Source organism: Nocardiopsis dassonvillei (assembly GCF_964273065.1).
Classification (GTDB): domain Bacteria; phylum Actinomycetota; class Actinomycetes; order Streptosporangiales; family Streptosporangiaceae; genus Nocardiopsis; species Nocardiopsis dassonvillei_B.
In genome coordinates this window covers 5675795-5692299 of record NZ_OZ186815.1, presented here as the reverse complement: position 1 = coordinate 5692299, position 16505 = coordinate 5675795, and the positions used below count along the sequence as shown (strand labels likewise).

At 74.0% G+C, this 16505-nt stretch carries 14 protein-coding genes; 1 reads left to right on the top strand and 13 read right to left on the bottom strand.

The window, feature by feature from the left end:
• Positions 1-123: 123 nt before the first annotated feature.
• The 13 genes from uvrA to ACSUPR_RS25365 form a co-directional block, all read right to left on the bottom strand.
• Positions 124-2958, bottom strand: a complete 2835-nt coding sequence (gene uvrA / locus ACSUPR_RS25425; protein ID WP_436887228.1) for an excinuclease ABC subunit UvrA — start codon at positions 2956-2958, stop codon at positions 124-126.
• A gap of 354 nt (positions 2959-3312) precedes the next feature.
• Positions 3313-4341, bottom strand: coding sequence for a TerC family protein (locus ACSUPR_RS25420; RefSeq protein WP_436887227.1), 1029 nt, complete (start codon positions 4339-4341; stop codon positions 3313-3315).
• 375 nt (positions 4342-4716) lie between these two features.
• Entirely contained in the window at positions 4717-5799 is a 1083-nt protein-coding gene (locus ACSUPR_RS25415) for a glycosyltransferase family 4 protein (RefSeq protein WP_436887226.1), read from the bottom strand.
• Entirely contained in the window at positions 5796-7418 is a 1623-nt protein-coding gene (gene murJ, locus ACSUPR_RS25410) for a murein biosynthesis integral membrane protein MurJ (protein WP_436887225.1), read from the bottom strand. Before murJ ends, ACSUPR_RS25415 begins: the two co-directional genes overlap by 4 nt.
• Before the next feature lie 10 nt (positions 7419-7428).
• Positions 7429-8163: a hypothetical protein gene (locus ACSUPR_RS25405; protein WP_436892147.1), complete on the bottom strand. Its 735-nt coding sequence runs from the start codon at positions 8161-8163 to the stop codon at positions 7429-7431.
• Positions 8164-8585: 422 nt separating this feature from the next.
• Entirely contained in the window at positions 8586-9608 is a 1023-nt protein-coding gene (locus tag ACSUPR_RS25400) for a copper transporter (protein WP_436887224.1), read from the bottom strand.
• Positions 9605-10777, bottom strand: a complete 1173-nt coding sequence (steA, locus tag ACSUPR_RS25395; RefSeq protein ID WP_436892146.1) for a putative cytokinetic ring protein SteA — start codon at positions 10775-10777, stop codon at positions 9605-9607. Before steA ends, ACSUPR_RS25400 begins: the two co-directional genes overlap by 4 nt.
• A gap of 190 nt (positions 10778-10967) precedes the next feature.
• Positions 10968-12677: a DNA repair protein RecN gene (gene recN / locus ACSUPR_RS25390; protein WP_436887223.1), complete on the bottom strand. Its 1710-nt coding sequence runs from the start codon at positions 12675-12677 to the stop codon at positions 10968-10970.
• A gap of 90 nt (positions 12678-12767) precedes the next feature.
• Positions 12768-13700 (bottom strand): NAD kinase, encoded by a 933-nt coding sequence (locus ACSUPR_RS25385; RefSeq protein ID WP_436887222.1) that lies wholly within the window; start codon positions 13698-13700, stop codon positions 12768-12770.
• 114 nt (positions 13701-13814) lie between these two features.
• On the bottom strand, positions 13815-14615 hold the full coding sequence (locus ACSUPR_RS25380; protein ID WP_436887221.1) for a TlyA family RNA methyltransferase: 801 nt from the start codon (positions 14613-14615) through the stop codon (positions 13815-13817).
• Positions 14616-14621: 6 nt separating this feature from the next.
• Positions 14622-14810 (bottom strand): hypothetical protein, encoded by a 189-nt coding sequence (locus ACSUPR_RS25375; protein ID WP_436887220.1) that lies wholly within the window; start codon positions 14808-14810, stop codon positions 14622-14624.
• A gap of 33 nt (positions 14811-14843) precedes the next feature.
• On the bottom strand, positions 14844-15557 hold the full coding sequence (locus ACSUPR_RS25370; RefSeq protein WP_436887219.1) for a membrane fusogenic activity family protein: 714 nt from the start codon (positions 15555-15557) through the stop codon (positions 14844-14846).
• Between the two features lie 96 nt (positions 15558-15653).
• Positions 15654-16028, bottom strand: a complete 375-nt coding sequence (locus ACSUPR_RS25365) for a helix-turn-helix domain-containing protein (RefSeq protein WP_436887218.1) — start codon at positions 16026-16028, stop codon at positions 15654-15656.
• 111 nt (positions 16029-16139) lie between these two features.
• Here ACSUPR_RS25365 and ACSUPR_RS25360 point away from each other — a divergent pair, with 111 nt between their 5' ends.
• Positions 16140-16490 (top strand): SCP2 sterol-binding domain-containing protein, encoded by a 351-nt coding sequence (locus ACSUPR_RS25360; protein ID WP_436887217.1) that lies wholly within the window; start codon positions 16140-16142, stop codon positions 16488-16490.
• The last annotated feature ends 15 nt before the right edge of the window (positions 16491-16505 follow it).

Here is a 16505-nt window from a genome sequence, read left to right as displayed (position 1 = left end):
CGGCCCCGGCCCGGTAGGCGGATCCGGGCACCGCCCTCCCCGTCCGGGCCAAGCCCGGCACGGCGGCGACCCGCCCCCGGAGAAGAGGTGCGGGGGCGGGCCGCCGCCCGTGCACCCGCGGCTCTAGAGCATCTTGGCCAGGAACCGCCCGGTGTAGGACTCGGCGACGGCCGCGACCTCCTCAGGTGTGCCCTGGGCGATCACCGTGCCGCCGCCGGAGCCGCCCTCGGGACCCATGTCGATGAGGTGGTCGGCGGTCTTGATGACGTCCAGGTTGTGCTCGATGACGATCACCGTGTTCCCGGTGTCGGCCAGCCGGTTGAGCACTCCCAGCAGCTTGCGGATGTCCTCGAAGTGCAGGCCCGTGGTGGGTTCGTCCAGCACGTACACGGTGCGTCCGGTGGAGCGGCGCTGCAGCTCGGCGGCGAGCTTGACACGCTGGGCCTCCCCGCCCGACAGCGTCGTGGCGGGCTGGCCCAGCCGCACGTACCCCAGCCCCACGTCGGTGAGGGTCTGCAGGTGGCGGCGGATCGCGTTGACCGGCTCGAAGAACTCCAGCGCCTCCGAGATCGGCATGTCCAGGACCTCGGAGATGTTCTTGCCCTTGTACTTGACCTGGAGCGTCTCCCGGTTGTACCGGGCGCCGTGGCACACCTCGCAGGGCACGTACACGTCCGGCAGGAACTGCATCTCGATCTTGAGCGTGCCGTCGCCGGAGCAGGCCTCGCAGCGCCCGCCCTTGACGTTGAACGAGAACCGGCCCGGCTGGTAGCCGCGCGTCTTGGCGTCGGTGGTCTGCGCGAACAGCTTGCGGATGTGGTCGAACACACCCGAGTAGGTCGCCGGGTTGGAACGCGGGGTGCGCCCGATCGGGCTCTGGTCGACGTGGACGACCTTGTCGACCTTGTTCAGCCCGTTGACCCGCAGGTGGCGGCCGGGGACGTCGCGCGCCCCGTTGAGCTCCTTGGCCAGCGCCTTGTACAGGATCTCGTTGACCAGGGTGGACTTGCCCGAGCCCGACACCCCGGTGACCGCGGTGAACACCCCCAGCGGGAAGGCGACGTCGACGTCGCGCAGGTTGTTCTCGCGCGCTCCCCTGACGACCAGCTCGTGCCCCTTGGTGAGCGGTCGGCGCACCTGGGGCACCTCGATGGCGCGGCGCCCGGCCAGGTAGTCGCCGGTGAGCGAGTCCTCGCTGGTGAGCAGCTCGTCCACGATGCCCGACACCACGACGTGGCCGCCGTGCTCACCCGCGCCGGGGCCGATGTCGACCACCCAGTCGGCGGCGCGGATCGTGTCCTCGTCGTGCTCCACGACGATGAGCGTGTTGCCGATGTCGCGCAGCCGCTGGAGGGTCTCCAGCAGGCGGGCGTTGTCGCGCTGGTGCAGGCCGATGGACGGCTCGTCCAGCACGTAGAGCACGCCCACCAGGCCCGAGCCGATCTGGGTGGCCAGCCGGATGCGCTGGGCCTCGCCGCCGGAGAGCGACCCGGAGGAGCGGGCCAGGGTGAGGTAGTCCAGGCCCACGTCCAGCAGGAAGCCCAGACGGGCGTTGATCTCCTTGAGGACCTGGGCGGCGATGACCATGTCGCGGTCCGAGAGCCGCAGGTCGGCCAGGAAGCGCGCGCTGTCGGCCAGCGACATCGACGCCACCTCGGCGATGGACCGCCCGCCCACGGTCACCGCGAGCACGACCGGGCGCAGCCGGGTCCCCTCGCAGGCGGGGCAGGGCACGGTGCGCATGTAGCCCTCGAGGCGCTCGCGGCCGTAGTCGCTCTCGGTCTCGGTGTAGCGGCGCTTGACCCAGGGGATGACGCCCTCGAAGTCGGTGTAGTAGGACCGCTCGCGGTTGTACCTGGTGCGGTAGCTGACATGGACCTGGGTCTCGTGCCCCTCCAGGATCGCCTTGCGGGCGCGCCTGGGCAGCTTCTCCCAGGGGGTGTCCAGGTCGAAGCCCACGGCCTCGCCCAGGGCGACGAGCAGCCGCTCCCAGTACCCGCCGTTCTGGCCGCCCGACCAGGGGGCCAGGGCTCCCTCGGCCAGTGTCCTGTCCGGGTCGGGGACGATCAGCTCGGGGTCGACCTCCATGCGGGTGCCCAGGCCGGAGCAGTCCGGGCAGGCGCCGTAGGGGGCGTTGAAGGAGAAGGAGCGCGGCTCCAGCTGCTCGAAGGACAGGTCGTCGTAGGGGCAGTACAGGTGCTCGGAGAACACCTTCTCGCGCTCGGGGTCGTCCTGGGGCAGGTCGACGAAGTCCAGCACGATGGTGCCGCCGGCCAGCTTGAGCGCGGTCTCCACCGAGTCGTTGAGCCGCCCGCGGGAGCTCTCCTTGACCGAGAGCCGGTCCACGATCACCGAGATGTCGTGCTTGTCGTAGCGCCCCAGCTTGGGCGCCTCGTCCAGGCGCACCGACTCGCCGTCCACGACGGCCCGCGTGTACCCCTTGGACTGCAGGTCCTTGAACAGCTCGAGGTACTCGCCCTTGCGGCCGCGCACGACCGGGGCCAGCACCTGGAAGCGGGTGCCCTCGGCCATCTCCAGGACCCGGTCGACGATCTGCTGCGGGCTCTGCCGGGAGATCTCCCGGCGGCACTCGGGACAGTGCGGGATGCCGACTCGGGCCCACAGCAGCCGCAGGTAGTCGTACACCTCGGTGATGGTGCCGACGGTGGAGCGGGGGTTGCGGCTGGTGGACTTCTGGTCGATGGACACCGCCGGGGACAGCCCCTCGATGAAGTCCACGTCGGGCTTGTCCATCTGACCCAGGAACTGGCGGGCGTACGCCGACAGCGACTCGACGTAGCGGCGCTGGCCCTCGGCGAAGATCGTGTCGAAGGCCAGCGAGGACTTGCCCGAACCGGACAGGCCGGTGAACACGATCATGGAGTCGCGGGGCAGGTCCAGCGACACGTCCTTGAGGTTGTGCTCCCGGGCGCCCCGGACTACCAGTTGTTCGACCATCGAGTGAGACATCCTTCGGCTGTGGCGCACAGGGCACCGGCCGGCTCCGGCCTGCCCGTGTGTGGTTCGTGGTGCGGCGATCGGGACCCCCCGGACGACCGCCCGGCCCCGGATCCGGGCCGCTGAAGGGGGCGGGAAGGGTACGGGCCCTCCCGTCCGACAAGCCTAACGACCGCCGCCGACGGTTTCTTCCGCAACGGAGGAGTGCCGCGCACTGACGCTGCGGCACCGCCGCGAAGCCCACTATAGACGAACGCGTGTTCGATATCAGGGTTTTCGCGCGACCCGCGGAAAAGAGAACCGGGGGCGGCCCCGGCGCGCGGGACCGCCCCCGGAGGAGCGTGCGGGAGGGGCTCAGGAGCGCTCGCCCGCGGAGTCCTTCTCGTCCCGCCCCTCGACGGCGGGGGGCGCCTTGCGGTCGTCGGACGCCGACTTGACCAGGCTGCCGAGGATGGTGACCACCATGACGCCGATGATCACGGTCAGGGAGAGGGAGGTGCTGATCTCCGGGACGTGCACGCCGTTCTCGTGCAGCGCGTGCAGGATCATCTTCACGCCGATGAACACCATGATCGCCGACAGGCCCCAGCTGATGTAGGCCAGGCGGTCCATCAGGCCGGCCAGCAGGAAGTACAGCTGGCGCAGGCCCAGCAGGGCGAACGCGTTGGCGGTGAAGACGATGTAGGCGTCCTGGGTGAGGCCGAAGATCGCCGGGATGGAGTCGACCGCGAAGACCAGGTCGATGACGCCGATGGCCAGGATGACCAGCAGCATCGGGGTGATGTGGCGCCTGCCGTCGAGCTTCACCGTCAGGTGCGCGCCGTGGTAGCCCTCGGTGACCGGCCAGAACCGCTTGACCAGGCGCACGACCGGCGTCTGGGTGAAGTCCTTCTCGTCCTCGTCGCCCTTCATGTGGTCCCGGACGATCTTGTACCCGGTGTAGATGAGGAAGGCGCCGAACAGGTAGAAGACCTCGCTCCAGGCGTTGATGACCTGGGCTCCGAGGACGATGAAGATGCCGCGCATGACCAGCGCGATGACGATGCCGACGAGCAGCACCTCGTGCTGGTACTTCTTGGGCACCGCGAAGGAGCCCATCAGCAGGTAGAACACGAAGAGGTTGTCGACGCTCAGGCTCTTCTCGGTGACGAACCCGGCGAAGTACTCGGCACCGGCGGTCGCGCCGCCGTAGTACCACACACCGAAGCCGAAGATGATGGCGATGCCGATGTAGAAGACGGCCCACCAGGCGGCCTGCTTGACCCCGAACTCCTGGGGGCCCTTCTTCTTGCTCCAGGGGTGGTCCACGATGGCCAGGTCGATGACCAGGATCGCGACCATGGCCCCGATCGTGGCGATCCAGACCCACAGGGGCACGTTCACTGTCGTTCACTCCTCCGGTCAGTGCGCGCGAGCTGTTTGCACGCACGTCGAACTGCCGGAGGTCTCTCCCGCTCGCACCCCGTGGGGTGCGAACCGACGGAACCGGGAACACGTCCTTGTGCTCCGTGATGACGGCACCGCCGCGACAGGGATACTCCCCTCACATGCCAGGCAAGGATACCGGCCGCACGAGGTGATCTCGCATGCCCGGCCGGTGACCACGATGCCATATCCGCCCTCTCCGCAGAAGTGGCGCGGAGGATGAAGTCGAACGGCCCCGGGGACACATCATCCGTCCCCGCGGGACACACCGCGGCCGGTTCGGATATCCGTGTATATAAGGCACAGACCCCCCGGGGCATTCCCCCGTCCCCGTCACCGGCCCAGCACCGACTTGTACACGGCGCACGCCGCCGCCACCGCGTCCTCCTCCCCGGGCAGCGACCGCGCCGCCGACACGGACCGCTCCCGCAGGTCCGCGGCGAGCCCCGGATCGTCCAGGACCCGCCCCACGGCCGCCGCGAACGCCTCCGGGTCGCCCGGCGGCACCATGAGCACCGTCCCCGCGTACAGGTCCGGGATGCCGCCCACCCGGGTGGACACCACCGGCAGCCCCGCCCGCAGCGCCTCCATGATCACCAGCGACGGCCCCTCCCACTGGCTGGTCAGGCAGAACACGTCGGCGGCCGCCAGCAGGTCGGCCACGTCCGTACGGTGACCCAGCATGCGCACGTCGGCCGTCAGCTCCGCGGCGGTGTCGTGCAGGGCGCCCCACAGCGGCCCGTCGCCCGCGATCGCGATGACCGGCTCCGGGCTCCGGTCGGCGATCCGCGGGGCCGCCGCCAGCAGCATGTCCAGCCCCTTCTGCTCCGCGAGCCGGGCGACGGTCAGCAGCAGCGGGCGCTCGGGCAGCACCGCCAGGTCCGAGCGGGTCGCCTCGCGCCCCTTGAGCGGCGGCCCCGTGTCGGGAGCCGCCACCACCGCGGGGCGGGCGTCGCGCGCCCCCGCCCGCTCCAGCCTGCGCACCAGGTCACCCGACACCCCCAGCACCACGTCGGCGCGCAGCGCCACGATCCTCTCCAGCACCGGGTAGGCCGCCGCCAGCGGGCCGTCCACCGGCGGCGGGGCGTTGTGCGCCGTCACCACCAGCGGGCGCACCCCCGCCAGCGCGCACAGCGCACCGGCCCGCATCCCGTGCGCGTGCACCATGTCGGCGCCCCCGAGCAGCGAACGCAGCCGCAGCACCGTCGCCGGGTCCGCGACCGACGGGACCGCCCCGATCCGCACCGGAGCGAACCGCATCCCGGCATCGGTGAAGGCGAACTCCCGCTCGGCGGCGGCCGGGCCCACCACCGCCACCCGGTACCCCCGCCGCACCAGCCCCTCCCCCAGGGACAGCACATGCCTGCCCGCCCCACCGGTACTGGTCCCCAACACCAACGCGATCCTGCCGTTCACCGGCTCCCCCTCCTGCGTTCGAACACGCTCCGGACCCGATCCAGGGCCGCCCTCGCCGCCGAGCGGTCCACCACGGCCGCCACCAGGGCGAACACCGCCACCGCCAGTGCGCCCGAGAGCAGGGCCGCCCCCACCGAGGGCCATACCCCGCCGCCCGACAGCGACCCGGCCACCGGACGGGCCGCCGCCCAGCCCAGCGCCCCGCCCGCCACCACCGCGGCGGCCGACCGGCCCGCCCCGGCCAGCGCCGCCGCCCCGTGCACCCGCCGCACCGCCGCCGCGCACGCCAGCGCCGCGCACGTCAGCCCCAGTGTCGTCGACCAGCCCAGCGCCGCGATCGTCCACCCGGCGGGCACCAGCGCCACCGACACCGCCGAACCCGCCATCACCAGCAGCCAGCCCAGGGTCTGGGCGGCCGCGGCCGGCCTGCCGTGGTGGGACGCGTACAGCGCACGGCTGTACAGCGCCACCAGCCCGAACCCCACCACACCCGGGGCGTAGGCCACCAGGGCCCGTTCCAGCGCCACCGGGTCGTGCCGGGCGAACACCTGCGCCACCGGGTCCGCCGCGGCGGCCAGAGCGGCGCCCACCGCGGCCGTCAGCACCGCGCACGCCCGGGCGGGCCGGGCCACCAGCTCCGCGTACACGCCTCTGTCCCGGTCGGCGTGGGCCACCGCCAGCGCCGTGAACGCACTGGTCGCGATCGGCACCGCGATCACCCCGTAGGGCAGGGTGAACAGCGCCCACGCGTAGGTGTACAGCACCGACGCACCCGCCCCGCCGCCCCGGTTGGCCAGCGCCACCGACAGCAGCAGGCACGCCTGCATCGCCACGAGCGGCACCAGGGACGCCGCCGCCAGCGAGCGCACCCGCCTGCCCACCCCGGGCGGGAAGGTCAGCCGGGGGCGCCAGCGCAGCCCCAGGCGCACCGCCGGCCCCAGCACCGTCAAAAACAGCGCGACCACCCCGGCCGTCGTCCCCAGCGACAGCAGCAGCTCGGCCGGCATCGGCAGCCCGGCCGGGTCGTCCCGGTAGGCCCCTCCCAGCGGAACGAACAGCAGGTAGGAGGAGACCAGCACCACGCTCGACACCAGCGGGGCGACCGCCGGGGACACGAACCTGCGGTGCGACTGCAGCACCCCGTACAGCACCGCCGCCAGACCGTAGAACACCACCTGCGGGGCGAACACCAGCAGCATCCGCACCGACAGCGCCGCCAGCGCCCGCGGGTCGCAGCCCGCACCCGCGCCCAGCATCAGCGCCATCGTGTACGGGGCGGACAGCGCGATGAGCCCCGCCAGCGGCACCGACAGCAGCAGCACCCAGGTGAGCAGCGCCGACGCCGTGCGCTCCACCCGCTCCCGCTCACCGCGCTCGGCGGCGGCCGCCAGCACCGGGACCACCACCGCTGTCAGCGCCCCGCCGATGACGATCTCGAACAGCACCGCGGGCAGCTGGTTGGCGGTGATGTAGGCGGTCCCCAGACAGGTGTCCCCCACCGTCTGGGAGAACACCACCGTGCGCCCGAACCCGGCCACCCGGGCGCCCACCGTGACCGCCGCGATGAGCAGCGCGGCCCGGCCGACCCCGTGCGTCACCCCGGCGGAGATACGGGACACCCCGGGCCCCTCACCCGCACCGCCCCCACCGGTCCAGGGCCCGCAGCGGCGCCACCCGGTCGATGACCCGGGAGAAGCTCGTGACCTCCCCGGCCAGGGTCAGGGCGACCACCGCGCCCAGCAGCGCCCACCGCACCGGCCGGGGTGCGCGGGCCGCCGCGGCCGCACCCAGGGCCGCACCCAGGGCGTTGGCCCCCGCGTCGCCGAGCATGGAACGCTCGGCCAGGTCGTCGGGGAGCAGGGCGGCGCAGGCGCCGACGGCGGGGGCCAGCGCCGGTGCCGCCGGGGAGGCCAGCCCGGGCAGGGCGGCCAGCAGCCCGAGCTTGACGGCGCGCCCCGGGCGCAGGTCGAACAGGTTCACCAGGTTGGCCCCGGCGGCGATGAGCGCCCCGTCCACCAGGGTGTCCAGGGGGCCGCGGCGCAGCAGGGCGGCGGCGGCCAGACCGGTGGCGCCGATACCCGCCATCTTGACCGCCCCGGTGGTCACCCGCCCCCGGGCCAGGGCGCCCAGGTGGCCGCGCAGCCCGCGGTCGTCGGCCGTCCCGGCCAGGTCGTCGTAGGCGCCGAACCCGGCCGCCCCGGCGGCGGCCAGCGCCGTCGCCGCCCGGACCCGGGGGTCCAGGCCGGGCGTGAGCAGGCTCGCCGCGCACACCCCCGAGGCCAGCGCGGGCCCCTCCTGGAGGGTGACCCTCCGCCCCCGGAAGTTGGTCCGCCACCACGCCCCCGCCCGCCGCGGGTCCGACACCGGCGCGGCGGCCGGGGCGGGCGGAACCGGAGCGGCCCCGGACGGGACCGCCGCGGACACGGCGGTGGCCGGCGCGGGTCCGGACCGCGGTCCACCGGGCGCGGCGGTGGCCGACACGGCTCCGGACCCCGGACCCCCGGGCACGGCGGTGGCCGGCGCGGGCACCGGCACCCGCGCCGCGGCGCCCCCCGGCCGCGGACGGGAGGGCGCGGGGACGGCCGCCGCCACCGGGCCGGACACCCGGGCACCGGGCTCGGAGCGCGGGACGGGGACGCGGGCGGGTTCGGCGTCGGGGGTGGCGCGGGTGAGCAGGGCGTAGGCGGCGCGTGCGGCCACCACCGCCACCGCGGCCCCCACCAGTCCCTGTACGGCGGGGGCGGCCGCACCGCGGCCGACGGAGGGGAACCGGCGCAAGGGGCCCATCACTCCCCCTCCCGGACGACCCGGCGCGCCTCGTCCCCGCCCGGGGACGGAGACGGGGACGGCGAGGCCGACGCCCGGGGCTCGGGCAGCGGATCCGGCATGAACGCGCGCGCCCCCTCGCCCACCCCGTAGGCACCGCCGTCGCCGTCGAGGTCCTCGGCCAGCGCCAGCACCGCCACGATGTCGCCCATCGGGCGCCCCGCCATGTCCACGGTCGCGAAACCGGACCCCTCCGCGCGGGCCCGGGCGAGCATCCCGTGCCCGCGCGAGGACGGCACGTCCCCCGCCAGCACCAGCCCCTCGACCCGGTCGTGCAGGGCCGAGGTGAACGCCGCCAGCACCGTGTTCACCGCCTCCCGGTCGTCCTGCCCGGCCTGCTCGGCCGAGGACGGCGCGACGACCACGACCGCGTCGGCCGCACCCGCCGGGTCCCCGTGCACCGACAGCAGCCCGCCCTCGACGAACGTCGCCAGCACCGAGGCCGGATCGTGCCCGTCCTCCTCCTCGCCGTCGTCGCGCTCGGCCCCCCGTGCCAGGGCCCGGCCGATCTCCGTGCCCGCCTTCTCATAGGTCCCCACCCCCTCCAGGTCCCCCGGATCGGCGGAGACCTGCAGGGCCAGCTCGTCGACGAACGCCGTGTTGCCCGGGTCGACGAACTCCGCCCGGACCTCGACCCGTCCGGCGACCGAGCCGCCCGCCTCCTCCACCCGCTCGCCCAGCGAGGCCGCCGTGTCGGCGTCGGCGCCCGGCGCCTGCACCAGCACCACGTCCAGGTCCCGGAGCCGGTCCTCCAGCAGATCGCCCGCCGCGGCGTCGGCGAGCTCGTCGGCCCCGGCGTTGACCCGGTCGGCGACGTCGCGCTCGGCGCGCAGGTTCTCGGTCTCCCCCCTCAGGTCGGCGGTCTCGTCCTGCAGCGTGTTGAGGAGCGGGTCCTGCAGCATGGTGGTGCCCAGGACGAGCCCCACCGTCAACGCCAGGAACACCGCGATGATGGACACCAGGTGGTAGCGGAAATCGATCACGTGAACAGCCCCGTCAGCCAGTAGGTGAAGGCGTCCCAGCGCGCCGCGAGGAACGTGAGGTAGACCTGCCCGGCCGGTGAACTGTAGGCGGCGACCACGATCGTGAGCAGGCAGGCCGCGACCAGCCCGAGCAGCGCCCACGGGGAGATCCGAGAACGGTACAGGCGGCTCACGCCCTTGGCGTCCACGAGTTTGCCGCCCACCCGGAGCCGGGTGAGGAAGGTACTGGCCATCCCCGAGCGCCCCTTGTCGAGGAACTCCTCCAGGGTGGCGTGCGTGCCCACCGCAACGATGAGGGAGGCGCCGGACCCGTCGGCGAGCATCATCGCCACGTCCTCGCTGGTGCCGGTCGCGGGGAACACCACGGCCGGGTACCCCAGGTCGGTCAGGCGCTGCAGGCCGGGGGCGCGCCCGTCCCGGTAGGCGTGCACGACCAGCTCGGCGCCGCTGGCCAGCGCCCCGTCCGACACCGAGTCGAAGTCCCCGACGATGATGTCGGGCCGGTACCCCGCCTCCATGACCGCGTCGGCACCGCCGTCCACGGCGATGATCACCGGCCGGAACTCGCGGATGTAGGGCCGCAGCGCGGCGATGTCCTCCCGGTAGTGGTAGCCGCGCACGACGATCAGGACGTGGCGGCCCTCCATCTCCGTGGCGATCTCGGGGATGCCGATGCCGTCCAGCAGCAGGTCCCGCTCGTGCTGCAGGTACGCCATGGTGTTGGCCGCGAACGCCTCCAGCTGGGTGGCCAGCCCGGCCCGGGCCTCGGCCATGGCGGCGGCGACCGTCTCCGGGGTCTGCTCCACGCCCCGGGCCACCGCTTCCCCGCCCCGGTACAGCACCCCGCCCTCCAGGCGCAGCCGCTCGCCGTCGCGGACGCGGGTGAACACCTCGGGGTCGACGTCGTCGACCAGCGGGATGCCCGCGCCCGTGATCAGCTCCGGGCCCTGGTTGGGGTAGCGGCCCGAGATGCTCCGGGCGACGTTGAGGACCGCCGAGACCCCGCACTCCACCAGCGCCTCGGCGCTGACGCGGTCCAGGTCGACATGGTCGATGACCGCGATGTCGCCCGGGCGCAGTCGCTTGGTCAGGTTCTTGGTGCGCCGGTCCGAGCGCACGGGGGCGACCAGCCCGAGGGGGGAGTCCGCCCGGGTCCGGCGGAACCGCATGACTGTCGCGCTGAGCGCGTCCGATACCTTCATCGCTGGCATACTGTCAGAAGTCGCCTACGCAGAGTTATAACAGCGTGGCGGTCGGCGTGTTCGGGTCACGGGCGCCCCACGGCGCTCCGTCCCGCCCCCTACCCGTCCCGGAGCGTCTCACCCCTCCCACGGCGCGGCCGGCCCGCCGGCGACCCCCTCACGCCGCCGGGTACGCGCGCTCCGGATCGGCGTTGACCAGCAGTTCCTCGGCGTGCGCCCGACCCAGCTCGGAATCCTCCAGACCCGCGAGCATCCGCGACAGCTCACGCACCCGGCCGGCCCGGTCCAGACGCACCACACCGCTCTCGGTGACCAGCCCGTCGGTGGACTTCTCCACCACCAGGTGCGCGTCGGCGAACGCCGCCACCTGCGGCAGGTGGGTGACCACGATGACCTGGGACCGCCGCGCCAACCGCGCCAACCTGCGGCCGATCTCCACCGCGGCCTTACCGCCCACACCCGCGTCGACCTCGTCGAACACGAACGTCGGCACCGGGTCGGCGCCCGCGAACACCACCTCGATCGCCAGCATCACCCGCGACAGCTCACCGCCCGAGGCGCCCTTGTGCAGCGGCAGCGGCCGGGCGCTGGGATGGGGCGCCAGCAGCAGTTCCACATCGTCGCGCCCGTGGGAGCCGAACTCCTCCCCCGTGGTGATCCGCACGCTCACCCGGGCGTGCGGCATCGCCAGCGCCGTCAGCTCCTCGGTCACCGCCGCACCGAACCGCTCGGCCGCCTCGGTGCGGATCCGGGTGAGCTCCCCCGCCCAGTGGTCCATCCGGGCGTACAGCTCCTCGGCCTCGGCCCGCAGCTCCTCGATGCGCTCGTCGTCGCCCTCCAGGGACGCCAGCCGCTTGGCCGCGTCCTCGGCCCACGCCAGGATGTCGTCGGCGGTCTCGCCGTACTTGCGCGACAGCGACGTCAGCAGCGCCCGCCGCTCCTGCACGTGCGCCAGCCGGGCCGGGTCGGCGTCCACCGACTCGGCGTAGGAGGCCAGCTCCGTGGCGGCGTCGGTCAGGATGTAGGACGCCTCGTCCAGCCGGTCCCCGATCGCCGCCAGCACCGGATCGTGCTCGCGCACCGACGCCACCGCCTGGCGGGCCGCCGACAGCAGCGCCGCCACGTCCACCTCCACGTCGGAGGCCGGGTCGCCGGCGAGCGCCTCGTGCGCGGTGGTCGCCGCCACCCGCAGCCCGTCGGCGTGCGCCAGCCGGGTCTCCTCCGCCAAGAGCTCGGCGTCCTCGCCCGACACCGGTGCGGCGGCGGCGATCTCCTCCACACCGAACCGGAGCATGTCGGCCTCCTGGGCGCGCTCACGCGCCCGCTCGGTCAGCTCCGCCAGCTCCTCCGACACCTCGCGGTACCGCCGGTGCGCCGCCGTGTACTGCTTCAGCGCCTTCGCCAGCTCCTCCCCCGCGAACCGGTCCAGCGACCCGCGCTGGCGGTCGGTGCGCAGCAGCCGCTGCTGGTCGGACTGCCCGTGCACGGCCACCAGGTCGTCGGCCAGGTACGCCAGCAGGCTCACCGGCGCCGACCGGCCGCCCAGGGTCGCCCGGGAGCGGCCCTCGGCCGACACCGTGCGCGCCACGATCAGCACGTCGTCGTCCAGCTCACCGCCGGCCTCGGCGACCCGCTCGGCCACCCGGCCCTCGCGGGGGACCGACATCCGGCCCTCCACCAGCGCACGGTCGGCCCCGGGGCGGACCCGCTGGGGGTCGGCGCGACCGCCGAAGAGCAGCCCCAGCCCGGTGACGACCATGGTCTTACCGGCGCCGGTCTCACCGGTGACGACGGTCAACCCCGGTGACAGTTCCAACACGGCGTCGTCGATGACCCCGAGTCCCTGGATGCGGACTTCTTCGAGCACCGAACCCTCTCCTGATCGTCGGCCCCACTTGTCTTGACGTTCTCCTGCGCGCCCCGTTGCGGGGCGGCGCACCCGCGGACACGGGTGCGGTCAGCGGCCCTGCTCCCGGCGTCCGCGCCAGCCCGCCACGGGGAGCCCGAACTTGGCCACCAGCCGGTCGGTGAAGGGCGCCCGGTGCAACCGGGCCAACCGGACCGGCGTATCGGCACGGGTGATCTCGATCCGTGCCCCGGCGGGCAATTCGACCATACGTCGTCCATCGCACCAGAGCACGCCCGGCGCCGTGTCCGGCAGCACCTCCAGCGCCACCGTCGCCTGCGGGCCCACCACCAGCGGCCGGGCGAACAGCGCGTGCGCGCTCAACGGCACCACCAGCAGGGCCTCCACCTCCGGCCACACCACCGGGCCGCCCGCGGAGAAGGCGTGCGCGGTCGACCCCGTCGGAGTGGCGCACACCACCCCGTCGCACGCCCACCGGGACAGCGGCCGGCCGTCGATCTCCAGGACCGCCTCCACGATCCGCCGCGACTCGCCCTTCTCCAGCGTGGCGTCGTTGAGCGCCCACGTGCGCACCGTGGGGACCCCGTCGGCGCGGCCGCCGTTGAACACGGCCACGTCCAGGGTCATCCGCTCCTCGACGTCGTAGTTGTGCTCCACGACGCTGCGCACGGTCGCGCCCAGGTCCTCGCGCTCGGCCTCGGCCAGGAAACCCACATGCCCCAGGTTCACCCCCAGCAGCGGGGCACCCGCCGGCCGGGCCAGCTCGGCCGCCCGCAACAGGGTGCCGTCACCGCCCAGCACCATGACCAGCTCCACGCCGTGGGCCGCCGTCTCCGGTTCGGCGACCTCGATCGGGGACAGGACGCAGCCCTCCTCGGCGAGCTCGTCCACCTCCCCCTTGAGCATGCGCACGGTCAGCCCGGCGCGGCTGAGGCTCTCGTGGACCAGGCGCGCGCTGCGCACCGCGGCGGGCCGACCGGTGTGGGCCAGCAGGAGAACACTGCGTCCGCTGGTCCTGGTCATCGTCGTCCCCTTACGTCCACCACCCCCGAAGGGGAGCTCGAATGCGGGCCGGGGAGCGGGTGCGCCCACCCGGCCGGGTCACGTTACCGGACTCCTGCGACAGGGTGCCACGCCCTAACGGGGCCCCTCCGCCACCGCCCGCTCCAGGCGTGCCGGGTCCAGGGCCGGGGCCCCCGCGCGCAGCCACAGGAAGTACTCGACGTTGCCCGAGGGACCGGGCAGGGGGCTGGCCGCCACGTCCACGGTGCCCAGCCCCAGGGTGAGGGCGTGGGCGGCCACGTCGGCCACCGCCCCGGCGCGCAGCTCGGGCTCGCGCACCACACCGCCCGCACCGACCCGGTCCTTGCCCACCTCGAACTGGGGCTTGACCATCATGACGAAGTCCGCCTCCGGCGCGACCACGCCCTGCAGCGGCCCCAGCACCAGCTTCAGGGAGATGAACGACAGGTCGCCCACCACCAGGTCCGGGCGCGGCTCCCCGATCATCTCCGGGGTGAGCTCCCGGACGTTGACCCGCTCCATGACCCGCACCCGGTCGTTGCTGCGCAGCGGCCACGCCAGCTGCCCGTAGCCCACGTCCACGGCGGTGACGTGGGCCGCGCCGCGGCGCAGCAGCACGTCGGTGAACCCGCCGGTGGAGGCGCCCGCGTCCAGCGCACGCCGGTCGGCGACGTCCAGGGCGAAGGCGTCCAGGGCCCCGATGAGCTTGTGCGCCCCGCGGGACACATAGGGCGGCTCGTCGGAGGGTGTGCGCACCACGATGGGCTGGTCCTGTCCGACCTGGGTGGCGGCCTTGGAGGCCACCATCCCCGCCACCTTCACGAGGCCGCCCTCGATGATCTCGGCCGCGTGGCCGCGTGAGCGTGCGTGCCCGCGACGGACCAGTTCCGCGTCGAGCCGAGTACGTTTCGCCATGATCACCTAGGATACCGGCGGCCGCTGCGCCGGGTCCTGGTCCAGGGCGCCCAGCACCGCCGACAGCTCGCGGTGCAGGGAGTCGAACACCTCGACGTGCTCGGCGGTCGGCAGGCCCCCCAGGCCCGCCAGCCTCTCCCGGGTGCCCTCCAGGGTCCGCGCGGCCAGCTCCTCGGCCTGCTCCTTGGGATTCATCGCCCCTCCCGATGTCGACTCTCCGCGACGACCCTACTTCTTGGTGGTGCCGCGGGACTTGGTGGTGCGCTTGGCCGTGCCCGCACGCGCCCGGGCGCCCTTGGCGGCGGGCTTGGCCGCCCCAGCCCTGGCCTCGGGCTTCCCCCGGGCCGCCCCGGACTGCTCCCCGACCTCCCCGGACTGCTCCCCGGCCGCCTCCGCGGCGGTGTCGCCCGCGGGCCCGGCCACAGGCTCCTTGGAAACCCCCGGTCCTTCCGCGCTGGCCCCGGCGGCAGGGGGCCCCTCGGAGACCGCGGCGGTATCCGCCGGGGCCGCGGCGACGGCCACGGCCGCCGGCACCTCCTCGACCTCCACGGCCCGCACCTCCACCGCCGGGACCGCGGCCGGCCACTCGCGGCCCAGCCGGGCCGCCAGCCGCCGCTCCAGCTCCGCCACCCGGCGCACCAGCCGCTCGTGCTCGGAGCGCGGCACCACGTCCATCCGCTCCAGGCGGCGCTCCACCTCCGACCGCACCAGCTCCGCCAGCGCCTCCCGGTTGGCCCGGCTGGTCTCCAGCAGCTCCCCGGCCAGCGCCTGGATGGACGGCCCCACCCTCGGCGGGGTGCCGCCCGGCTCGGGCTCCGCCGCCGGCGCGCCCGGGCCACCCGCCCGCAGCAGCACCTTGGCCGCGGCCACCGCCTCCTTGCGGGACAGCTCGGTGAGACCACTGGCGGCATCGAGATACGTGCGCACCGCGTCGACGACCATGATTCGCGTACTCCTTGACGGACCAGAACACCAGAAGGGAAAACGGCACCGGAAAGCGGGAGGGGCGCCGTGCGACGGGGGGTTGCGCGCACAACGCTACCCGGGACGCGCGGCCCCCGGCACGCGAAACCGGGAGGTCGTCCCCTTCGTCCCTTTGGCCGAACGGCACCGCCGCCGCATACGGCACCAGGTGGCCCCGGCCTCCTGTCGGCCGTGAACAGCCGGGATTCCGCAACCGCCCACCGGTGGTCCGGGGCCTGCGCCCCGCCGCGGGCCTCCCCGCGGCCTCCCCGCTCCGGCACCGACCGCCCCGCCCGGGAAGGCTCCCGTCGAGTCCCGGCGCCGGTACCACGCCTCGGTGCGGGCCGCCGAAGCCTTGATGTGGACGAGGCGGACGCACCCGAACGTGCGCGACAACCCCGCCGCCTGCGCACCGGTGGGGCGGAAGCGGTACCCGAACGCCCCCTCCACGGTCCTCCCCGCCGCGGTTCACGTCGTAGAGTCTTGTCCGTAAGCATGTGACGGGAAGGAGAGGGCGTCCCCCTCCCGCCTCAAGGCGGGGGATCCACGCCCGACAACCTGATGAACAGCATCGACGCATGCCTGGACGGCATCGCGAAGCTCAACGAGCGCATCCTCTCCGAACCCGAGGCCGAAAGGCGCAAGATCATCGTCGAGCGCTCCGTCAGCGTGCTCGTCCCCGACCTGGCCACCGTGTTCGACATGCGCCTGACCGTCGACGGCCTCAGCGACGTCGCCCACCGCCCCGAGGACGCCCCCGCACCCCCGGCCCAGGTGCGCATCACCGTGAACAGCGACGACCTCGTCGACCTCGCAGAGGAACGCCTGGACGCGACCCGCGCCCTGCTCACCCGCCGCGTCAGGGTGGACGCCAGCGTGGGGGACCTGCTGCGCATGCGCAAGCTCCTCTGACCGGGCGGTACCTTG